Origin of the sequence: Sanguibacter inulinus (genome assembly GCF_013415325.1) — a bacterium.
GTDB classification, from domain to species: Bacteria; Actinomycetota; Actinomycetes; order Actinomycetales; family Cellulomonadaceae; genus Sanguibacter; species Sanguibacter inulinus.
The window spans coordinates 26,622-46,705 of record NZ_JACBYE010000035.1; the positions used below are offsets into that span (position 1 = coordinate 26,622).

The 20,084-nt window shown below is 69.7% G+C and carries 15 protein-coding genes; 9 read left to right on the plus strand and 6 right to left on the minus strand.

The genetic code is table 11. The features are described 5' to 3' along the window. Positions 1 to 153 precede the first annotated feature (153 nt). The 6 genes from HZZ10_RS13335 (at position 154) to HZZ10_RS13360 (ending at position 7,315) form a co-directional block, all read left to right on the plus strand. Entirely contained in the window at positions 154 to 1,191 is a 1,038-nt protein-coding gene (locus tag HZZ10_RS13335) for a LacI family DNA-binding transcriptional regulator (RefSeq protein WP_179913876.1), read from the plus strand. After that, positions 1,188 to 2,153 carry an ABC transporter permease gene (locus HZZ10_RS13340; protein WP_179913877.1) on the plus strand — a complete coding sequence of 322 codons (966 nt, stop codon included), beginning with the start codon at positions 1,188 to 1,190 and terminating at the stop codon, positions 2,151 to 2,153. Before HZZ10_RS13335 ends, HZZ10_RS13340 begins: the two co-directional genes overlap by 4 nt. A 7-nt stretch (positions 2,154 to 2,160) precedes the next feature. Next, positions 2,161 to 3,138, plus strand: a complete 978-nt coding sequence (locus HZZ10_RS13345; protein ID WP_179913878.1) for a carbohydrate ABC transporter permease — start codon at positions 2,161 to 2,163, stop codon at positions 3,136 to 3,138. 46 nt (positions 3,139 to 3,184) lie between these two features. After that, positions 3,185 to 4,795: an ABC transporter substrate-binding protein gene (locus tag HZZ10_RS13350; protein WP_179913879.1), complete on the plus strand. Its 1,611-nt coding sequence runs from the start codon at positions 3,185 to 3,187 to the stop codon at positions 4,793 to 4,795. An 89-nt stretch (positions 4,796 to 4,884) separates the two neighbouring features. Further along, the gene (locus HZZ10_RS13355; protein ID WP_179913880.1) at positions 4,885 to 6,303 is read left to right on the plus strand and encodes a glycoside hydrolase family 32 protein; all 1,419 of its coding nucleotides are present in this window, start codon (positions 4,885 to 4,887) and stop codon (positions 6,301 to 6,303) included. Positions 6,304 to 6,454: 151 nt separating this feature from the next. Continuing rightward, complete coding sequence (locus HZZ10_RS13360; protein ID WP_179913881.1) at positions 6,455 to 7,315, plus strand: DUF4097 family beta strand repeat-containing protein; 861 nt, start codon at positions 6,455 to 6,457, stop codon at positions 7,313 to 7,315. Between the two features lie 200 nt (positions 7,316 to 7,515). Here HZZ10_RS13360 and HZZ10_RS13365 read toward each other — a convergent pair whose 3' ends face one another. The 6 genes from HZZ10_RS13365 to HZZ10_RS13390 all read right to left on the minus strand — a co-directional run bounded on the left by HZZ10_RS13365 (position 7,516) and on the right by HZZ10_RS13390 (position 16,163). Beyond that, positions 7,516 to 8,136 carry a GDSL-type esterase/lipase family protein gene (locus tag HZZ10_RS13365; protein ID WP_056136890.1) on the minus strand — a complete coding sequence of 207 codons (621 nt, stop codon included), beginning with the start codon at positions 8,134 to 8,136 and terminating at the stop codon, positions 7,516 to 7,518. 181 nt (positions 8,137 to 8,317) lie between these two features. Continuing rightward, the gene (locus tag HZZ10_RS13370; RefSeq protein ID WP_156382895.1) at positions 8,318 to 12,148 is read right to left on the minus strand and encodes a multifunctional oxoglutarate decarboxylase/oxoglutarate dehydrogenase thiamine pyrophosphate-binding subunit/dihydrolipoyllysine-residue succinyltransferase subunit; all 3,831 of its coding nucleotides are present in this window, start codon (positions 12,146 to 12,148) and stop codon (positions 8,318 to 8,320) included. 257 nt (positions 12,149 to 12,405) lie between these two features. Continuing rightward, the gene (locus tag HZZ10_RS13375; protein WP_179913882.1) at positions 12,406 to 13,224 is read right to left on the minus strand and encodes an ABC transporter permease; all 819 of its coding nucleotides are present in this window, start codon (positions 13,222 to 13,224) and stop codon (positions 12,406 to 12,408) included. Then, positions 13,221 to 14,210, minus strand: a complete 990-nt coding sequence (locus HZZ10_RS13380; RefSeq protein WP_179913883.1) for an ABC transporter ATP-binding protein — start codon at positions 14,208 to 14,210, stop codon at positions 13,221 to 13,223. The genes HZZ10_RS13375 and HZZ10_RS13380 overlap by 4 nt, the downstream gene beginning before the upstream one ends. 54 nt (positions 14,211 to 14,264) lie before the next feature. Then, positions 14,265 to 15,407, minus strand: coding sequence for a HAMP domain-containing sensor histidine kinase (locus HZZ10_RS13385; RefSeq protein ID WP_228087564.1), 1,143 nt, complete (start codon positions 15,405 to 15,407; stop codon positions 14,265 to 14,267). A gap of 18 nt (positions 15,408 to 15,425) precedes the next feature. Further along, entirely contained in the window at positions 15,426 to 16,163 is a 738-nt protein-coding gene (locus tag HZZ10_RS13390; protein WP_056136898.1) for a response regulator transcription factor, read from the minus strand. A gap of 234 nt (positions 16,164 to 16,397) precedes the next feature. Here HZZ10_RS13390 and HZZ10_RS13395 point away from each other — a divergent pair, with 234 nt between their 5' ends. From HZZ10_RS13395 to HZZ10_RS13405, 3 genes are all read left to right on the plus strand, one after another. Next, positions 16,398 to 17,726, plus strand: a complete 1,329-nt coding sequence (locus HZZ10_RS13395) for a hemolysin family protein (RefSeq protein WP_179913884.1) — start codon at positions 16,398 to 16,400, stop codon at positions 17,724 to 17,726. Next, complete coding sequence (locus HZZ10_RS13400; protein ID WP_056136902.1) at positions 17,723 to 18,763, plus strand: hemolysin family protein; 1,041 nt, start codon at positions 17,723 to 17,725, stop codon at positions 18,761 to 18,763. The genes HZZ10_RS13395 and HZZ10_RS13400 overlap by 4 nt, the downstream gene beginning before the upstream one ends. Before the next feature lie 345 nt (positions 18,764 to 19,108). Then, positions 19,109 to 19,870, plus strand: a complete 762-nt coding sequence (locus tag HZZ10_RS13405; RefSeq protein ID WP_162246179.1) for a M15 family metallopeptidase — start codon at positions 19,109 to 19,111, stop codon at positions 19,868 to 19,870. The last annotated feature ends 214 nt before the right edge of the window (positions 19,871 to 20,084 follow it).

Genomic DNA, 20,084 nt, shown 5'->3' on the forward strand with positions numbered 1-20,084 from the left:
GGGGCCGGCGAGCGCCGCGTGCGCGGCGTCGACGCGCCCGGCCTGCCCTGCGCGACCGCCTCCGTCAGACTGCCGCGAGACGGCTCTTGACACCGCCCGCAGACCGCCCCTACCTTTCAGTCATACGATTAACCGACTCGATGGAGAGCAGCGATGGTGCGACGTACCCAGCCCGTGACGATGAAGGATGTCGCGGAGCGTGCAGGCGTCTCGCAGGCCACGGTCTCGCTCGTCCTCAACCGCGTGCACGGCAGCAGGGTCGCCGACGCCACCCGGGCCCGGGTCATGGACGCTGTGCGCGACCTCGAGTACCGCACGAACGCCTTCGCCAAGTCTTTGCGCAGCGGCGAGTCCGGGATGATCGGCTTCATCTCCGACGAGGTCGCGAGCTCGCCCTTCGCAGGAGAGCTCCTCAAGGGCGCGCAGCTCTTGGCGTGGGAGACCGGCAACGTGATCCTGGGGGTCGACACCTTCGGCGACCCCGGGCTCGAGGCTGCGGCGGTCGACACGATGCTGTCCTACAGGGTGCGGGGCGTCGTGTACGCGTCGATGTTCCACAGGGTGGTCGACGTGCCCGAGGGTCTCGCCGGCGTCCCGACCGTGGTCGTCAACGCCCAGGACCGTGCCGGGAGGGTCCCGAGCGTCTTCCCTGACGAAGAGCTCGGCGGCTACACGGCGACCCGGCACCTGGTCGAGGCCGGTCATACCCGGATCGCGATGATCAACATCCAGTCACCGGACAGCACGCTGCCTGCGGGGATCGGACGTCTCGCCGGCTACCGCCGGGCCCTCGACGAGGCCGGGATCGCCGAGCGGCCGGACTGGGTCCGCTACGGCACCGGGATCGTCGAGGACGGGCTCGCCCTCACCACGGAGCTCATGTCCGCACCCGACCGTCCCACAGCGATCTTCTGCGGGAACGACCGCACGGCCTGGGGTGCCTACAGAGCCCTCGAGAGGCTCGGCCTGAGGACCCCGCAGGACTGCTCGATCGTCGGTTTCGACAACCACCAGATGGTCGCCCCCTATCTCGACCCGGGGCTCACGACGCTCGAGCTCCCGTACGAGCAGATGGCCACCACGGCCGTCGAGATCCTTCTCTCTGGCGCTCCGGACACCGCCGGTGCGCATCCCGTCGAGTGCTCGCTGATCTCTCGTGGATCGGTGACCGAGGCAAAGGTGCCCGCATGACCACGAAGTCCCCACCCCGGAGCGCGCAGACGCGCCCGGTGCGACGTCCCGCAGGCTTCCGGCAGACGCTGAGGCGTGCTCGGCGGAGCTGGCAGTTATACGTATTACTAGCCCCAGCGCTGCTCTCGGTCCTCGTCTTTAAGTACTGGCCGATGTACGGCGCCCAGATCGCCTTCCGCAACTACAACCCGGCCGACGGCTTCTCCGGGAGCCCGTGGGTCGGTCTCGAGCACTTCGAGCGCTTCATCAGCTCGTTCCAGTTCGAGAGGCTCCTGGCCAACACCCTCACGGTCAACGCCCTCGGGCTGCTCATCGCCTTCCCGGTGCCGATCATCCTCGCGCTTATCGTCAACCAGCTGCAGAGCGACAGGTTCAAGAAGTTCACGCAGACGGTCCTGTACTCGCCGTCGTTCATCTCGGTCGTCGTGGTCGTCGGAATGATCCACCTGCTGTTCTCGCCCCAGTCGGGGATCGTCAACAACGCGATCGTCGCCCTCGGCGGAGACCCGATCTTCTTCATGGGGTCGCCCGACTGGTTCCGGCCCCTGTACATCGGGTCGGACATCTGGCAGAACGCCGGCTTCTCGATGATCGTCTACCTCGCGGCGCTCACCGCGATCGACCCCTCGCTGCACGAGGCGGCCCGGGTCGACGGCGCCGACAGGTGGCAACGGATCCGGCACATCGACATCCCCGGGATCCTCCCGGTCGTGACGATCTTGTTCATCCTGGCGATCGGCAACCTCTTCAACCTCGGGTTCGAGAAGGTCCTGCTCATGCAGACCGACCTCAACCTGCCGACCTCCGAGGTGATCCAGACCTACGTGTACAAGGCAGGTCTGCAGCAGGCGCAGTTCAGCTATTCGGCCGCGATCGGCCTGTTCAACTCCCTGATCAACCTCGTCCTGCTCCTGACGTTCAACCGGATCGCCAGGCGCGCAGGCCAATCGAGCCTCTGGTGATGACGCCATGACCCACACGATCTCTCCGACGAGCCCTGCCACCGATGCAGGCTCGAACCCGCCGCCGCGTCAGCCTCGCAGGCTGCCACCCCTGCGGTCCTTCAGGGAACGCTTCGGCGACCCCGCGTTCACCGTCGTCTCGATCGGCACGCTGCTGGTCGCGATCGCCGTGATCCTCTACCCGCTCTACTTCATCGTCATCGCCTCGTTCAGCGAGCCCTCGGCGATCCTCAACGGTCAGGTGTGGCTCTGGCCGAAGGGCTTCACGGTCGAGGGGTACCAGCGGATCTTCGCCGACCCGGCGATCCTGAGGGGCTTCGCCAACTCGGTCCTGTACACGGTCCTGGGCACCACGATCAGCGTGGTCCTCATCTTGTGCGGCGCCTACGCGCTGTCCCGCAGGGACCTCTTCGGCCGCAAGGTGATCATGATGGTCTTCATCGCCACGATGTTCATCGACGGCGGTCTCATCGCCCGGTACCTCGTGGTCCGCGACCTCGGCATGCTCGACACGATCTGGGCCGTGGTGCTGCCTGGTTCCGTCGGGGTGTGGAACCTCATCATCGCCCGGGCGTTCTTCGAGAACAACGTCCCCGGCGAGCTGCGCGAGGCCGCCCAGCTGGACGGTGCCAACGACTTCAGGTTCTTCTTCCAGATCGTCCTGGCGCTGTCGAAGCCGCTGATCTTCCTCATGATCATGATCCACCTCGTGGCGAACTGGAACGCGTTCTTCGACGCCCTCATCTACCTCGATGACGAGAGCAAGTACCCCTTGCAGCTGGTGCTGAGGAATGTCCTCATCCAGTCCGAGGTGACCTCCGCCGGAGGCACCGCCGGCCTCGACTCCTACGCCGCTGCACAACGCCTCGGCGAGCTGATCAAGTACGGGATGATCGTGATCTCGAGCATCCCTCTCCTGGTCGTGCTGCCGTTCATGCAGAAGCACTTCACCAAGGGCGCCCTGCTCGGCGCTGTGAAGAGCTGATCCGCCCATGCTCCCCCTGATGCGCCGAACCGACAGGAAGACCCTCATGAGACACCGCCGTTTCACCACAGTCACCACGCTCACCGTCACCGGGTCGCTGCTGCTGGCCGCCTGCGGAGGAGGGGGTGGCGGAGCCGTCGACGACCAGTCGGCCGACGTCGGCCTCAACCTCGAGGGGCTGCCGGTCGTCGACACGAAGATCACGCTGACCTTCGGCGGGACGAAGTCCGCCCTCGCCCCCGACTACGGCGACATGGAGCTCGTCCAGCAGTGGGAGAAGGACACCAACATCGCGATCGACTGGACCAACCTCCCCGAGCAGGTCTACGCCGAGAAGAAGAACCTCATGCTCGCAGGCGACAGCCTGCCCGACGTCCTCTACAACACGGGTCTGAGCGACGCCGAGATCGTCCAGAACGGCAGCAACGGGACGCTGCTGCCCCTCGAAGACCTCATCGAGGAGTACGCCCCGACGCTCTCTGCGATCCTCGAGGAGCGCCCCGACATCCGGGCGGCGCTCACCGACTCCGAGGGGCACATCTACACCCTCCCCTCGGTCGAAGAGCTCGGGATCCTGCAGTACCCGAACTTCCTGTACATCAACAAGGCCTGGCTCGACGCCCTCGGGCTGGCGATGCCGACGACCGTCGAGGAGTACCACGCGGCCCTCGAGGCCTTCAAGACGCAGGACCCGAACGGCAACGGCAAGGCCGACGAGATCCCGCTGTCCTTCAGGACCGACTCGTTCTGCGCCAACCCGCACGACCTCGTCGCAGCCCTCGGCGGCCAGCCGGAGAACAACGACCACCGCATCGTCCGGGACGGGAAGGTGCAGTTCACCGCGAGCACCGACGAGTACCGCGCCGGGATCGAAGGCCTCTCCGAGTGGTACTCCCAGGGTCTGATCGACCCTGAGTCCTTCTCGCAGGACGACGTGGCCTACCTGTCCAAGGGCAAGGCCGAGACCCCGGTCCTCGGGTCGTTCTTCTGGTGGGAGCTCGAGGAGATGGTCGGCGACGACCGCGCCGGCGACTACGCGATGCTCGGCGTCCTCGAGGGTGTCGACGGAGAGCGCCTGGCGAGCGTGGCGAACAACCAGGAGATCAGCCGCGGGGCGATGGCGATCACCCGTGCCAACGCCTACCCGGCAGCGACCATGCGCTGGGCCGACCGTCTCTACGACCCGGTGATGTCCGCGCAGGCCAGCTGGGGCCCGCTCGGCGTGACCCTCGAAGAAGGCGCCGACGGCATGCTGGTCCAGATCCCTGCCGCCGAGGGCGAGTCCGAGGGCGAGCGACGCCAGAAGGTCGCCCCCGGCGGCCCGAAGATCACCACGGCCGAGGACTTCGAGACCGTCGTGGCCCCCGAGCCGCGCGCCAAGGTCCGCCAGGACCTCGTCGAGGAGTACTACGCCCCCTACGCGGCCAACGAGGCCTACCCCCCGGTCCTGCTCTCGACCGACGAGCTCGACCGGACGTCCTTCGTCGTGACCGACATCAACAGCCTGGTGAAGGAGAAGTTCGCCAGCTGGATCGTCGAGGGCACCGTCGGGGCCGAGTGGGACGGCTATGTCTCGACCCTCGAGTCGATGGGCGTCGACGACGTGACCGCGACCTACCAGCAGGCCTACGACCGCTTCCAGCAGGGCGGCGCCTGACCACCGAGCCGGAGCGGGCGCACCGCCCGCTCCGGCTCCGGCCGCCCCCTCGCAGCACGACGACCCCTCGACTCTTCAGGAGCCACACCGTGACCTTCCCCCCTCCCTCCACGGGCACAGTCCCCTCGCTGCGTCCCGTCGCCCACTTCACGGCGCGCGACACCTGGCTCAACGACCCCAACGGTCTGCTGTTCCACGACGGCACCTATCACCTCTTCTTCCAGAACAACCCGCAGGGGTCGACCTGGGGGGAGATCTCGTGGGGGCACGCGACCTCGACCGACCTCGTGACCTGGCAGGAGCAGGACGTCGCGATCTGGGCGACCGACGACGAGATGGCCTTCTCGGGCAGCGCCGTCGTCGACAGCCAGAACACCAGCGGGCTCGCAGGGCCCGGTGAGACGGCCCTCGTGGCGGTCTACACCAGTGCGGCCCGTCCTCGCGCCGGTGCACCGGCGATCCAGTCGCAGTCGCTGGCCTACAGCGTGGACGCCGGAGCCACCTGGACCAGGTACGCGGGGAACCCGGTCCTGGACATCGGGTCGACCGAGTTCCGCGACCCGAAGGTCTTCTGGTTCGGCGCAGAGACCGGAGCCGACGGCGGCCCGGGGGAGGGCCACTGGGTGATGGTCGCCGTCGAGGCCGTCGACAGGCGTGCGGTCCTCTACACCTCGCCCGACCTCCTCTCGTGGACCTACGCGTCGGCCTTCGGCCCGGCGCACGCGACCGGTGGTGTGTGGGAGTGCCCCGACCTCTTCCCGCTCGTCGTGCAGGAGACCGGCGAGACCCGCTGGGTGCTCGTCGTCAGCCTCAACCCCGGCGGGATCGCCGGAGGATCAGGCTCGCAGTACTTCGTCGGAGACTTCGACGGGACGACCTTCGTCGCGGAGCGCCTGTCGACCTCGACCGAGCCCGCCGACCACGACTGGCTCGACTACGGCCGTGACTACTACGCCGCGGTCTCCTTCAACCACGTCCCGGACGGTCGACGCCTGATGGTCGGGTGGGCCAGCAACTGGGAGTACGCCAACGAGACCCCGACAGCCCCGTGGCGCTCAGCGATGTCCCTCGTCCGGGTGGTCGACCTCGTACGGGGCGCGGACGGGCGTCACCGGGTGAGGCAGCAGCCGGTCCTCCCGCCGGCGGAGGTCCTCCCGGGCGTCTTCGAGCTCTCCGTGCCCTGCGGCGTGGGCGACCGGACAGCCCTCGTGCTCACCGGTGACGACGGCGGGTCGGATCGGCTGGTCCTCACGGTCGACGGGGACGAGCGCAGCATCACCTGCGACAGGACGCAGAGCGGTGCCGTCGACTTCCACCCGGCCTTCCCCTCGGTCGACTGGGCACCGCTGCCGGTCGGGGCGGACGACGTCGTCGACGTCGTCGTGGTGGTCGACGCGACTGTCGTCGAGGTCTACGTCGGGGGTGGGCTGGTGACGCTCACCGAGCAGGTGTTCCCGTCGAGCCCCTTCACCCGCCTCGACCGCGAGGTCCTCAGCACCGCAGGGTAGGTCTGGGGCGATCACGTCGTCGCCGGGTCTGGTGCACGTCTCTGGTGACGCCCAGCCAGGGCGTCTACGGTGGGACGACGAGGTGCACGGACCCGGCCGGGCGCAGAGCCGACGAGCCGACGTGCACCGCCCCGACGACAGGAGTGTGTGCATGCGCAACGAGACCTGGGTCATCGCGGAGCCGCGGACCCTGACGACCTCTGTGGTGGCCAACGCGGCCGACGCTGCGGCAGCCTTCGGCGAGCAGCCGACCTTCGGCGCCGGGGACGGGCCCGTGACCCGCGTGGTCGTCTCGCTGACGGGCGGCTCGGTCCGTGTGGAGGCGCACGACAGGGTCGACGTCGAGCTCGACGTCCTCGCGCTGTCCGACCGTCCCGTCGTCGCCCGGCTGGAGGGGGAGACCTTCTCGGTCTCCTACGACTTCTCGGGTGTCGAGGGCCTGGTCGACAGGGTCAAGAGCTTCTCGGGCAAGGACACCGCCGACGTGGTCGTGCGGGTCCCGCGCGCCGCGACGGTCAAGGTCACCACGGCGCGCTCCGACGTGAGCGTGCAGGACGTCGAGGCCCCGGTCACCGTCACCACGGCGAGCGGCTCGGCCGAGGCTGTCAGCCTCACCGGTCCGTTGTCCCTGACGACGGCCTCCGGACGGGCAGCCGTCACGCAGCACACGGGTCCGGTCACCGTCCGGACGGTCTCGGGCACGGCGCACGTGGCGGGCACGATCACCCGGGCGGACGTGCAGACCGTCTCGGGCCAGGTCGCCCTCGAGCTGGCCGGCAGCGCCGGGCACGTGAGCACCAAGACGGTCTCCGGGCGCATCTCGGTGCGGGTCGCCCCCGGCACGGGCATCGACCTCAAGGCGCGCACCGTGACCGGGACGGCGTCCTTCGACGGCGAGCGGATCACGGGGGAGAACCGCACGGCGCAGATCGTCCGCGCCGAGGCCGGCGCGACGCTCTTCGTCGACGCCAGCACGGTCTCCGGAGACGTCACCGTCTCGCACACGCTCTGACAGCGACAGCGACAGCGAGCGCGGCGGTCGGTGTCAGGTGGTCTGAGCATCCTGCCTGACCGGACCAGACGCTCGCACGACGAGAGCCCGCCCCTCAGGGGACGGGCTCTCGTCATGTGTCACGGCGCTGTGCGACGCGTCGCCGGGTGTGTCACCGATGGGCGCACGGTGCTCGCCCCCTAGCGGCAGTCCGCGAGCCCTCAGGCGCTCGCGTCGTCGTCCGGCAGCCCCAACCAGCCGTACCAGCCCGTGTGCAGGACGAGCCACGCCATGAGTCCGTAGCCGGCCTGGCCGGGGTACGGGACGCCGTTCGCAGCGATGTCGCCGAGCCACTGCTCGTGGTCGACGAGGGGGGTGAAGGTGTCCACGTAGGGCACGCGGCGGCGGTTGGCCACGTCCCCGAAGGCCGACGACAGCTCGGCGAGCCGTTCGCGGTCCGCGTCCGCACCGGGGGGCGGGCCGACGACGAAGGCCGGGATGCGCCGGGAGTCGGCGACGTCGAGCATGTTCGCGAGGTTGAGGCGGCTGCGGGCGACCGACAGGTCGGCGTCGACGTCAGCGCGGCCGAGGGCGATCACGAGCCTGTGGTCGACCTCGGGGGCACCTGTCGCCCGACGGTTGAACTCGCCCTCCCAGCGGGCGCTGAGCGCTGTCGTCGTCTCGCCGGGGACCACGAGCGGGAAGACCATGGTGAGCGCTGGGGAGTGGGTGCGGGCTGTGACCCGGCCCAGCCAGCCGAGGCCCTTCGGGTCCCCGACGCCTGCGGCGAGCTCGTCTCCGACGACGCAGATGCGGAGCTGGTCCTGGCCTGGCGATGTCACGGGTGCTCCTGGTCGTTCGGTGCTGGGGGACGGCGAGGGATGCCGGGCGTCCGGTCGTGCTGAGCCTGTCACGGCTGCTGAGCCCATTCTCCGTCAGGTCGGCGCGCCAGACGCGGAACGGGCGCCCGCCACGCCTTCGCGTGTCGTGCGCCCGTCCACGTGGAGCGGTCGTGCAGCCGGGTCAGCGGGCGAAGGCGCGCTCGACCAGGTCGGTCTGCTCGGCGAGGTGCTTCTTGGCCGAGCCGGCCGCCGGCGAGGCCGACGCCGTGCGCGAGACGACACGCATCTCGCGGCCGATGGCCTCCGGGGCGTTGAGCGCGATGAAGGGCCACGCGCCCTGGTTCTCGGGCTCGTCCTGGACCCAGACGACCTCGGCGTCACCGAAGGGCGCGAGCGCCTCGCGGAGCATCTCGCCCTCGAGCGGGTACAGCTGCTCGAGACGCACGATCGCCGTCGACCTGTCGCCGCTCTTCACGCGGTGCGCGAGCAGGTCGTAGTAGACCTTGCCCGAGCAGAGCAGCACCCGGTCGACCGACGAGGCAGAAGCCTCGGCGAGGTCGTCGGCGATGATCTCGCGGAAGGTGCCGCTCGTGAAGTCCTCGGTCGGCGAGGCGGCGGCCTTGAGGCGCAGCATCGACTTCGGGGTCATCACCACGAGCGGGCGGCGCGGACGGGCGTAGGCCTGACGTCGCAGCAGGTGGAAGTACGAGGCCGGGGTGCTCGGGAACGCGACCGTGAGGTTGTCCTCGGCGCAGAGCTGGAGGAACCTCTCGACGCGGGCCGAGGAGTGGTCCGGTCCCTGGCCCTCGTAGCCGTGCGGGAGCAGCAGGACGACCGAGGAGTTCTGGCCCCACTTCTGCTCGGCCGAGGAGATGAACTCGTCGATGATCGTCTGCGCGCCGTTGACGAAGTCGCCGAACTGCGCCTCCCACAGCACGAGTGCGTCGGGGCGCTCGACCGAGTAGCCGTACTCGAAGCCGAGGGCCGCGAACTCGCTGAGCGAGGAGTCGTAGACCCAGAGCTTCGCCTGGTCGCCCGAGAGGTAGAGCAGCGGGGTCCACTCGGCGCCCGTCTCGCGGTCGTGCATCACGGCGTGGCGCTGCACGAAGGTCCCGCGGCGCGAGTCCTGGCCGGCGAGGCGGATCGGCGTGCCCTCCATGAGCAGCGAGCCGAAGGCGAGGATCTCGCCGTAGCCCCAGTCGATGCCACCCTCGGAGGACATCGCCGCACGCTTCTCGAGGAGCTGCGCGAGCTTGGGGTGCACAGTGAAGCCGGCCGGCGGGGTGGCGTGCGCCTGCCCGATGCGGTCGAGGACCGACTGGTCGGTCGCGGTCTTCCAGCCGACCATCGTGCCGGCGTCCTCGCGCTGGGACTCAGGGCGCTCGAGACCGGCGACAGGGTCGGAGTTGGCGGGCGGGGTGTAGCCACCCTCGCGGGTCTCGGTGAAGACACGCTCGAGCTGGGCCTGGTAGTCCTGGAGGACCTGCTCGGCCTCCTCGACGCTGATGTCGCCGCGGGCCACGAGGTTCTCCGTGTAGAGCTTGCGGACCGAGCGCTTGGCCTCGATGAGGTTGTACATGAGCGGCTGGGTCATCGAGGGGTCGTCGCCCTCGTTGTGACCGCGGCGGCGGTAGCAGACCATGTCGATGATGACGTCGCGGTCGAACTCCTCGCGGAACTCGAAGGCGAGCTGTGCGACGCGCACGACGGCCTCGGGGTCGTCGCCGTTCACGTGGAAGATCGGCACCTGGAGGCCCTTGGCCACGTCGGTGCAGTACAGCGTGGAGCGCGAGGACGACGGCCCGGTGGTGAAGCCGACCTGGTTGTTGATGACCACGTGGATGGTGCCGCCTGTGCGGTACCCGCGCAGCTGGGCGAGGTTGAGCACCTCGGTGACGACTCCCTGGCCTGCGAACGCCGCGTCGCCGTGGATGAGGATCGGCAGGACGGAGAACCCGTCGCCGCCCAGGTCGATGCGGTCCTGCTTGGCGCGGACGATGCCCTCGAGGACAGGGTCGACGGCCTCGAGGTGAGAGGGGTTGGCCGCGAGGTACACCTTGGTGGTCGCGCCCGACTCGGAGGTGAAGGTGCCCTCCGTGCCCAGGTGGTACTTGACGTCGCCCGAGCCCTGGACCGTGCGGGGGTCCTGGTTGCCCTCGAACTCGGAGAAGATCTGCGCGTAGCTCTTGCCCGCGATGTTCGCGAGGACGTTGAGGCGACCGCGGTGCGCCATGCCGATGCAGACCTCGTCGAGGCCGGCGTCGGCAGCGCCCGACAGCACGCCGTCGAGGAGCGCGATGACCGACTCGCCACCCTCGAGGGAGAAGCGCTTCTGCCCGACGAACTTCGTCTGCAGGAAGGTCTCGAAGGCCTCGGCCGAGTTGAGGCGACGCAGGATGCGCAGCTGCTCCTCGCGCGGGGTGCGCTCGTAGCCGGCCTCGAGGCGGGCCTGGAGCCACTTGCGCTGCGTGCGGTCGGCGAGGTGCATGTACTCCGCGCCGATGGTGCGGCAGTAGGAGTCGCGCAGCAGGCCGAGGATGTCGCGCAGCGTCGCCTTGGGCTTGGAGCCGAAACCGTTGACCGGGAACACCCTGTCGAGGTCCCAGAGCGTCAGGCCGTGCGTCTGGACGTCGAGGTCCGGGTGCTTGCGCTGGCGGTACGCGAGGGGGTCGGTGTCGGCCATGAGGTGGCCGCGCGAGCGGTAGGAGTGGATGAGCTCGGCGATGCGCGCCGGCTTGGCGGCCTCGGCGTCGGCGTCCACGGTGTTGTCGCGGACCCAGCGCACGGGCTCGTAGGGGACCCGCAGCGAGGCGAAGACGCGGTCGTAGAACCCGTCCTCACCGATGAGCTTGAGCCCGAGGATCCGCAGGAAGTCACCCGACTGCGCGCCCTGGATGATGCGGTGGTCGTAGGTCGAGGTGATGGTGAGGACCTTGGAGATCGCCATCTTCGACAGCTGCTCGAGCGACGCCCCGGCGAACTCGGCCGGGTAGTCCATGGCGCCGACGCCGATGATCGCACCCTGGCCGGTGACCAGGCGCGGCACGGAGTGCACGGTGCCGATGGTGCCCGGGTTGGTCAGCGAGATCGTGGCGCCCTGGTGGTCCTCGACCGTGAGCTTGTTGTTGCGGGCGCGGCGGACGATGTCTTCGTAGGCGGCCCAGAACTGCGCGAAGTCCATCGTCTCGGCAGCCTTGATGCTCGGGACGAGGAGCTGGCGGGTGCCGTCAGGCTTGGGGAGGTCGATCGCGAGACCGAAGTTCACGTGCGCCGGCTGGATCACCGAGGGCTTGCCGTCGACGAGCGCGTAGCTCGCGTTCATGGACGGCATCTCCTTGAGGGCCTCGACGAGCGCGAAGCCGATGAGGTGCGTGAAGGAGACCTTGCCACCGCGACCGCGGACGAGGTGGTTGTTGATGACGATGCGGTTGTCGACCATGAGCTTGGCCGGCACGGCGCGCACCGACGTCGCCGTGGGGACCGTGAGGCTGGCCTCCATGTTGGAGACGACCCGGGCGGCAGGGCCACGGAGCTTCTGGACGTCGTCCTGTCCCTCGGTCGCCGACGGGGAGGTCCGCACCTTCGCGACCTCGGCGTAGGGGGCCGTCGCGGGCTGGGCCGTGGCGACGGGGGGCTGGGTGGGGGAGTCTGCGTGCACGGCGGCCTCCTGCGACTCGGCGGCCTTCTGGACCTTCTGCGCCTGGCGGGCGGCCTGCTCGCCGTGGGTGCGCGGGGCTGCTGCTGCGGCGCTGGCCTTCTCGGCCGGGGCCTGCTGGGCGGGGGCTGCCGGTGCCGGCGTCGAGGCAGGCTGCTGGGCTGCAGGAGCCGGGGCTGCCTGCGGGGCGCTGCCTGCGGGCGCGCCGCCGATCGACGAGGTGTCGGGGCTCGCCTCTCCCGGGGTGTAGCTCTCGAAGAAGTCCCACCACGCAGGGTCGACGGCGTTCTTGTCGGCGAGGAACTGCTCGTACAGCTCGTCGACCAGCCACTCGTTGGCTCCGAAGATGGCACTCACAGCACTGATCGACTCTGACTCAGCATTCGAGGACACGGAAGGGTTCGCCCACTTTCGTACAGATCGCTACCGCGGCGCGCGGTATCTGACGCTCCCAGCCTAGGGCCTAAAGACCTACGTCCCGGACCGTAACCGGGGCTATTCGCCCAGTGACTTTCGTCCGATCTCTCCGGGCTTCACCGCATGGCAAACCCAGGGCAACGAGAGTCTGGGGAACACCCAAAGAGGGTCCGGGCTTCGTCTGTGGCGGGTATGGCTCACGACACGTCGCGCCGCAGCGTCGTGAGCGAGCCGACCGCGGCGAGCACGAGGGCGTAGCCCGCCAGCACGGCCAGGCCGGCGCCCCAGGGGAGCACGTCGGCGATCCCGGCGGAGGAGAAGACGCTGCCGCCGGTGATCGCCTCGCCGGCCGCTCCCGGGAGGTAGCTCGCGACGCTCGCGCCGACGTCGCCGACCTGGGTCAGACCGAGCCGCAGCACGGCCTCGAGGAACTGGGTGTAGACGAGGATCACAATGATCGCGAGGACCTGGTTGGTGAGGATCGAGCCGAGGGCGACGCCGACGGGGGCCCACACCGTGAGCGCGAGGACGGAGCGTGCGACGAGCGTCCAGGTCTCGCCGTCGCCGAGGAGCGTCGCCGACCCGCCGAGGGCCAGACCTGCGGCTCCGGCGCCGACAGTCGCGAGGGTCGCGACGGTGCCGTAGACGATGCCGATCGGCAGGGCGGCGATCATCTTGGCGACGAGCACCCGGGTGCGCGACGGGCTCGCGAGGAAGGTCGGGGTGATGGTCTGGTGCCTGTACTCGCCCGTCATCGACAGCGCGCCGATGATCACCGGGAAGACGTAGCCGAAGGCTGCGGCCGTGCCGTACACGGAGCTGCGGACGCTGTCGGGCGAGGCGAGGTCGGCACCCGGGCTGCTGCTCTCGACCGCGAGGCCTGCGGTCCCCGCTCCGATGGACCAGCCGAGGAAGATCCCGATGAAGGCCATGTAGGCGGCCATGACGAGCAGGAGGACCCACCAGAGTCGGGTCGTGACGAACTTCCTGTACTCGCTGCGCAGGGCGACGTTCATGCTGCTGCTCCTGACGTGGTCGGCTGGACAAGTCTGAGGAAGAGGTCTTCGAGGCTGTCGGTCTTGTCGAGGAGCCCGTGCAGCTCGACGCCGGCGGCGAAGGCGGCGGCGCCGACCTGCGCGGTGCTCACGTGGTCGACCTCGAGGGTCGTGCCGTCGGCCGACCGGCTCGAGACGTGCCACCGGTGCTCGGCGGCGAGCCTGTCGAGCGCTGGCCCGTCAGGCGAGGTCACGGCGACACGGGGTGAGGCGAGGGCGCTGAGCTCGGCCATCGACGAGGCATGGACGAGACGCCCTCCGGCGATGATCACCACGTCGTCGACAGACTGCTGCACCTCCGAGAGCATGTGGCTCGAGACGAGGACCGTCATGCCCTGCGCCGCGAGGTGCCGCAAGAACCCGCGGAGCCACCGGATGCCCTCGGGGTCGAGGCCGTTCGACGGCTCGTCGAGCAGCAGCACCCGCGGGCTCCCGAGGAGCGTGGTCGCGAGGGCGAGGCGCTGGCGCATGCCGAGGGAGTAGCCGCCCACCCGGCGCCGTCCAGCGGCTCCCAGGCCGACCTGCTCGAGCAGCTGGTGGCAGCGCGTGTCGTCGGCGCCCGCGTAGGGGGCGTAGGTCCGCAGGTGGTCGAGGCCCGTGCGCCCCGGGTGGAAGCTCGTGGCCTCGAGCGCGGCTCCGACCTCGCGGAGCGGGTCCGGGATGTCGGCGTAGGCCCGTCCGGAGATGGTCGCCGTGCCGCTCGTGGGCGTGGCGAGCCCGAGCAGCATGCGCAGCGTGGTCGTCTTGCCGGCGCCGTTGGGGCCGAGGAATCCGGTCACGCGCCCTGGCAGGACGTCGAAGCTGAGGTCGTCGACGGCCGTCACGGCCCCGAAGGTCTTGGTGAGACCGCGGACCGAGACCGTGCCGGGAGCGAGGGCGGGTCCTGCGGGCCGACTGCCTTCGGGCTTGGCAGGTCGATCGGTTCTGACGGCGTCGTCGGAGGTCATGCGAGCAGCGTAGTTGTTATAGCCCGGCTATAACAAGTGGCGATGTCTGCGACCTCAGAGCGTGTCGGCCCCGGAGCTGCTCGCCCCGCCCACGACGTCGCTGTCCGAGGGATCAGGCTCTTCCCCCGGTGGACGCTGCGGCAGAGCGACCCGCATCGTCGCACCGGCGAGGGTGTCGGCGACCTCGACGGTCCCACCATGAAGGTCGACCGCCCAGCGCACGATCGCCAGACCGATCCCGGTCCCGCCGGACCCTGTCCCGCCGGCCGTCGGTGCCCCGTTGACCCCGGCGCCCCCTCGGGCGAACCTCTCGAAGATCCGCTGACGGTCCTCGACCGCGACCCCCGGACCGTTGTCGCTCACGTCGAAGACGATCTCGTCGTCGGTCCGGCGCGCCATGATGCTCACCTCGCCCATGAAGGGGGAGTGCCGGATCGCGTTGTGCAGCAGGTTCACCAAGATCTGCCGGAGACGTTCCTGGTCCGCCGTGAAGGTCGCGTCCTCGGGCTCGACGTCGACGAAGAACGCGAGCTGCTTGCCGGCCTCGATGGTAGACACCGAGTTCACGACGTCCTCGAGGAAGTCCTTCGCGACCACCTCGGTGAGGTTGAGGTCGGCGGCCCCGGCCTCGACCCGCGACAGGTCGAGCAGGTACGCGATGAGCCGCGTCAGCCGCTCGGTCTGCGTCAGGGCCGTCTGCATGGTCGCGGGGGTCGGCTCGACCACACCGTCGACGAGGTTCTCCAGCTGGGCGTGCAGGGCCGCGACGGGTGTCCGCAGCTCGTGCGAGACGTTCGCGATGAGCTCGCGGCGCACCCTGTCGGAGGAGTCGAGGTCCTCCGCCATGATGTTGAAGGCCGTCGCCAGCTGCCCGACCTCGTCACGGCTCGTCGCCTGCACCCTGCGGCTGTAGTCGCCCTCGGACATCGACCGGGCGGCCGAGGTCATCTCGCGCAGCGGCGACGTCATGCCACGGGCCAGCAGCATCGTGAAGAGCATCGAGGCGACGATCGCGAGCGGGAAGGTCCGCGTCGGGCCGAGGTTGTACCGCAGCCCGAGCCAGGTGACGAAGGCCGCGAGGGTCACCGACGCGGCGACGACGATCGCCATCTTGATCTTGAGGGTCTTGAACCTGTCGAGCGGCCTGACGTCCGGCAGGTGCGGCCGGAGCGGGCGGACGTTGCGCGGGGAGCTCATGGTCGAGGTGTCCAGACCTCAGGCGCTCGCGGGCGGCTCGAAGGCGTAGCCGACCCCGTGCACGGTGCGGATCAGGTCCGCACCGAGCTTGCGGCGCAGCGCCTTGATGTGGGAGTCGACGGTGCGGGTGCCGCTCGCGTCGGCCCAGTCCCAGACCTCGGCGAGCAGGCGCTCACGCGTCTGCACGGTCTTGGGCGAGCTCGCGAGCATGACGAGGAGCTCGAACTCCGTCGGCGTCAGGTGGATCTCCTGCTCGGCGCGGTGCACCCGACGCTGGGCGCGGTCGATGACGACGTCGCCGATCACCATGGGCGGCTCGGCGCCGTCGGAGGCCGAGGAGGCCTGAGCGGCCCTGTCGACGCGGCGGAGCAGCGCCTTGAGGCGGGCCACGAGCTCGCGCATCGAGAAGGGCTTGGTCATGTAGTCGTCGGCGCCGACCCCGAGGCCGATGAGCATGTCGGTCTCGTCGTCGCGCGCTGTGAGCATGAGGATCGGGACGGGGCGCTCGGCCTGGATTCGGCGGCACACCTCGAGCCCGTCGATCCCGGGGAGCATGACGTCGAGCACCACGGCGTCGGGCTGCATGCGGGCGGCGGCGTCGACCCCGCTGAGGCCGTCTCGGGCCACCTCGGTGCGCCAGCCCTCGGCGCCCAGGCGTTGGGCGATCGCCGTGGCGATCGCGGGCTCGTCCTCGACGATGAGGATCGAGGCACCGGCTGAGGGGGAGCCGTCGGGGCGCGGTGAGGTGACTGACATGCCTTCACAATTGCACACCGGCGGGCTCTTCGGCACGAGAAACGGCGGTCGACCCGCGCGAGTTCCCTGGAGGAACTGTGGAGAGCGCCGGGTGGCGGACAGCCGGTCGACTATTATTCTCATCCTGATGACAGCCGACCATCCGTCACGACACGTGTCCTCGACATCGACTCCCCCCGGGCCTGGTCTGCACGACGACCACGCGGGCCTCACCTCCGTCTGCGGTGAGCGACGGTGACCGACTGGTTGTTCGTCGGTCTCGGCGTCCTCCTCACCATCGGCACGGCAGTCTTCGTCGCGAGCGAGTTCTCGCTCGTCACCCTCGACCCCGCGGTCGTCGGGTCGGACGACGACGAGGACGACGACCCTGACTGGCGCGGACGCAGCGTCCGCGGAGCCGTCAAGCACCTGTCGACCGAGCTCTCCTCCGCGCAGGTCGGCATCACCATCACGACCATCCTGCTCGGGTACACGGCGCAGCCGGCCATCAAGAACCTGGTCGGCGGTCCGCTCGAGAGCACCGCGCTGTCCGCGACTGTCGCCGGCGTGGTCGCCGTGACGGTGTCCCTCGTGCTCGTCAACTTCTTCTCCATGCTGTTCGGAGAGCTGATCCCCAAGAACTACGCACTGAGCCGGCCGCTGCCGACAGCCCGTCAGGTGGTCCCCGTGCAGCGGGTGTTCACCCGTCTGCTGCGACCAGTCATCGCGGCTCTCAACGGCTCGGCCAACGCGATCCTGCGGCGCGTGGGTGTCGAGCCCAAGGAGGAGCTCTCGGGTGCGCGCTCGGCCCCCGAGCTCGCCGCGCTCGTTCGCAGGTCCGCCCAGGTGGGCACCCTCGACGTCTCCACGGCCCGCCTCATCACGAATGCCGTCGAGCTCGACGAGCTCACGGCGGTCGACGTGATGACCGACCGCATGCGGGTGGCCGTGGTCGCCCGTGAAGACACCGCCAACGACGTGATCGAGCTGGCACGACGGACCGGCCACTCGAGGTTCCCGGTGATCGACGCCTCCAGGGACGACATCGTCGGGCTCGTCCACCTGCGTCGCGCCGTCTCCGTGCCGCGGGAGCGCCGGGACCACGTCCCGGCTGTCGCCCTGATGGACGAGGCACCCCGGGTGCCGGAGACCGTGCGGCTCGGCCCGCTGCTCGTCGAGCTGCGCTCCTTCGGCATGCAGATGGCCGTGGTCGTCGACGAGTACGGTGGCACCTCGGGGGTCGTGACCTTCGAGGACGTCGTCGAAGAGCTCGTCGGTGAGGTCTCCGACGAGCACGACGCGCGCCGCGCCGGCGCGCTGCTCGCCTCCGACGGCTCGTGGGTGGTCCCCGGGCTGCTCCGGCCCGACGAGCTCGAGGAGCGCACGACGCTGCGCGTCCCTGAGGGGCCGGACTACGAGACCCTCGGCGGGCTCGTCATGGCCAGGCTGGGCCGGGTGCCCGTCGTCGGGGACGTGGTGCGTCTGGACGCGGAGTACGAGGGTGGGACCGTCACGGCCACCGTCGAAGAGATGGACGGGCGCCGGGTCGACCGGCTGCGTCTGCGGACAGGGGACACGGCATGAGCTCCGGGCTCGCACTGACCATCGGCGCGCTGCTGCTCGCCGCGAACGCGTTCTTCGTCGGTGCGGAGTTCGCGATCATCTCCGCGCGGCGCAGCGCCATCGAGCCGCTCGCGCTCGCCGGCAACAAGCGTGCCAAGACCGTGCTGTGGGCCATGGAGCACGTCTCGCTCATGCTCGCCTGCGCCCAGCTGGGGGTGACCATCTGCTCGACAGGGCTCGGTGTGATCGCCGAGCCCGCGCTCGCGCACCTGATCGAGGTCCCGCTCGAGGCGCTCGGGGTCGGCTCGGCGCTCGTCCACCCGATCGCCTTCGTGCTCGCGCTCGCGCTCGTGGTCTACCTGCACGTCGTGCTCGGCGAGATGGTCCCCAAGAACCTGTCGGTCTCAGGGCCGGACAAGGCCGTGCTGTGGTTCGGCCCGCCGCTCGTGCTCGTCGGTCGCCTGCTGCGTCCTGTGATCGTCGCCCTCAACTGGCTCGCCAACCACGCCGTGCGGCTGACCGGGGTCGAGCCCAAGGACGAGGTCGCGTCGGCCTTCACGGCCGAAGAGGTCCAGTCGATCCTCGAGCACTCGCAGGCCCAGGGCTCGCTCGTCGACGAGCAGGGGCTGCTCGCCGGGGCGATCGAGTTCTCGGAGCGCTCAGCCGCCGATGTCATGGTGCCCCTCGACGAGCTCGTGACCCTGGCCGAGGGATGCACCCCGGACGAGGTCGAGAGGCTCGTCGCACGGACAGGCTTCAGCCGTTTCCCCGTGGTCGACCCTGGCGGCGACCTCATCGGGTACCTGCACCTCAAGGACGTGCTCTTCGCGACCGAGGACCAGCGCGACGTGCCGCTCCAGGTGTGGCGCACGCGCGCCCTGGCCGAGGCCTCACCGGACGACGAGGTCGAGGTCGTCCTGCGGGCCATGCAGCGCTCCGGTGCCCACCTGGCGCGGGTCTGGGACGGTTCTGCAGTCCTCGGAGTCGTCTTCCTCGAAGACATCTTGGAAGAGCTCGTAGGTGAGGTACGTGACGCCATGCAGCGCGAGGCTCGGTGAACGGGTCCGCTGCACCAGCGGCTTCACAGTCCGCCCACACGCTGATCACCGCAGATGCAGGTGAAGTGTGGGTAGACGGCTTGGAAACGGGCCGATCGTTCGTTACTGTTCTGTGACAGAGGTACTGCGGTCTTGCCACCTCGTCCGGGTCCGCCCGGACCAGGAGTGCGAGGCCGCTTCGTCTGCCCGGTGGTTGCCGGTCAGGCCCGCAGAGATGATGGAGGTGTAGTGGAGCAGCAGTCCGACCTGGTCACAGGTGAAGCTCCCCTCTCCCGACGGGCGATCCGCGAAGCGGCAGAACGTGAGTCACGGCGTCCCGCTCGCGTCCGACGCACCCCGTCACCCGTGAACAACCCGACCCCCGGGTCGCACCGCTGGATCCCGCGCGCCGCCGTCTTGACGAGCCTGGCTGTCGCGACGATCGCCGTGCCGATCTCGGCTGGCGCTGGGAACGTGTCCACGGACGTCCAGGCCGAGTCAGGGGCCGAGCCCCAGGTGGTCGACGTCCCCGAGGTCCAGGCGGAAGCCGTGGGGCCGACCGCGACGAGCATCCTCGCTACGGCGTCGAGCGGCTCGGCCGTGCCGGCCAGCCTCGCTCAGTCCGTCCCGACCGAGCAGCGCACTGTCGCCGCCGCGAGCCGGTCTGAGGAGCGCACCTCGCTCACCACCTCCGGCTGCGACATCACCAACCTCCCGACGGGGACCAACGGCAACCTGTCCTCTGAGGGACTCTGCGAGCTGTGGGACACCGGTCAGTACGCTCGCGCTGACGCAGCCGACGCGCTGATCGCGCTGAACGAGGCCTACAAGGCCAAGTACGGCGTCAACATGAAGATCACCGACGGCTACAGGACGCTCGCGTCCCAGGTCTCCCTCAAGGGGACCAAGGGCGGCCTGGCGGCTACCCCGGGCAAGTCCGAGCACGGCTGGGGTCTCGCCGTCGACCTCAACGCCGAGACCTACAAGGGAACCGAGAAGTTCGCCTGGCTCAAGGAGAACGCACCGCTCTACGGCTGGGACAACCCCGCCTGGGCGCGTGCCGGTGGCAGCGGCGCCTTCGAGCCGTGGCACTGGGAGTTCACCGAGGGTGTCGAGGGTCGTAGCTGACCTTCCCCCAGCATCGTCTTCACGAGAGGGCCCGGCCAGGTGGCCGGGCCCTCTCGTGGTCTCGGAGCTGGAGCCGGTGTGCAGGTCGCGTCGTGACCGCGCTCCGGTCTGACTGCGCTCCGTGACGGGCCCGACCGGCCGCGACGGGTCAGACCAGTCCCGACGTGACCGACGGGTCGTCCCAACTCCCGCAGGGCCTTCGACAGACGGCCGA

What these genes read in the sequence shown, in the direction of transcription:
- HZZ10_RS13335 (WP_179913876.1), top strand. Translation starts at nt 154, where the DNA reads ATGGTGCGACGTACCCAGCCCGTGACGATGAAGGATGTCGCGGAGCGT.
- HZZ10_RS13340 (WP_179913877.1), top strand. Translation starts at nt 1,188, where the DNA reads ATGACCACGAAGTCCCCACCCCGGAGCGCGCAGACGCGCCCGGTGCGA.
- HZZ10_RS13345 (WP_179913878.1), top strand. Translation starts at nt 2,161, where the DNA reads ATGACCCACACGATCTCTCCGACGAGCCCTGCCACCGATGCAGGCTCG.
- HZZ10_RS13350 (WP_179913879.1), top strand. Translation starts at nt 3,185, where the DNA reads ATGAGACACCGCCGTTTCACCACAGTCACCACGCTCACCGTCACCGGG.
- HZZ10_RS13360 (WP_179913881.1), top strand. Translation starts at nt 6,455, where the DNA reads ATGCGCAACGAGACCTGGGTCATCGCGGAGCCGCGGACCCTGACGACC.
- HZZ10_RS13375 (WP_179913882.1), bottom strand. Translation starts at nt 13,224, where the DNA reads ATGAACGTCGCCCTGCGCAGCGAGTACAGGAAGTTCGTCACGACCCGA.
- HZZ10_RS13380 (WP_179913883.1), bottom strand. Translation starts at nt 14,210, where the DNA reads ATGACCTCCGACGACGCCGTCAGAACCGATCGACCTGCCAAGCCCGAA.
- HZZ10_RS13385 (WP_228087564.1), bottom strand. Translation starts at nt 15,407, where the DNA reads ATGAGCTCCCCGCGCAACGTCCGCCCGCTCCGGCCGCACCTGCCGGAC.
- HZZ10_RS13390 (WP_056136898.1), bottom strand. Translation starts at nt 16,163, where the DNA reads ATGTCAGTCACCTCACCGCGCCCCGACGGCTCCCCCTCAGCCGGTGCC.
- HZZ10_RS13400 (WP_056136902.1), top strand. Translation starts at nt 17,723, where the DNA reads ATGAGCTCCGGGCTCGCACTGACCATCGGCGCGCTGCTGCTCGCCGCG.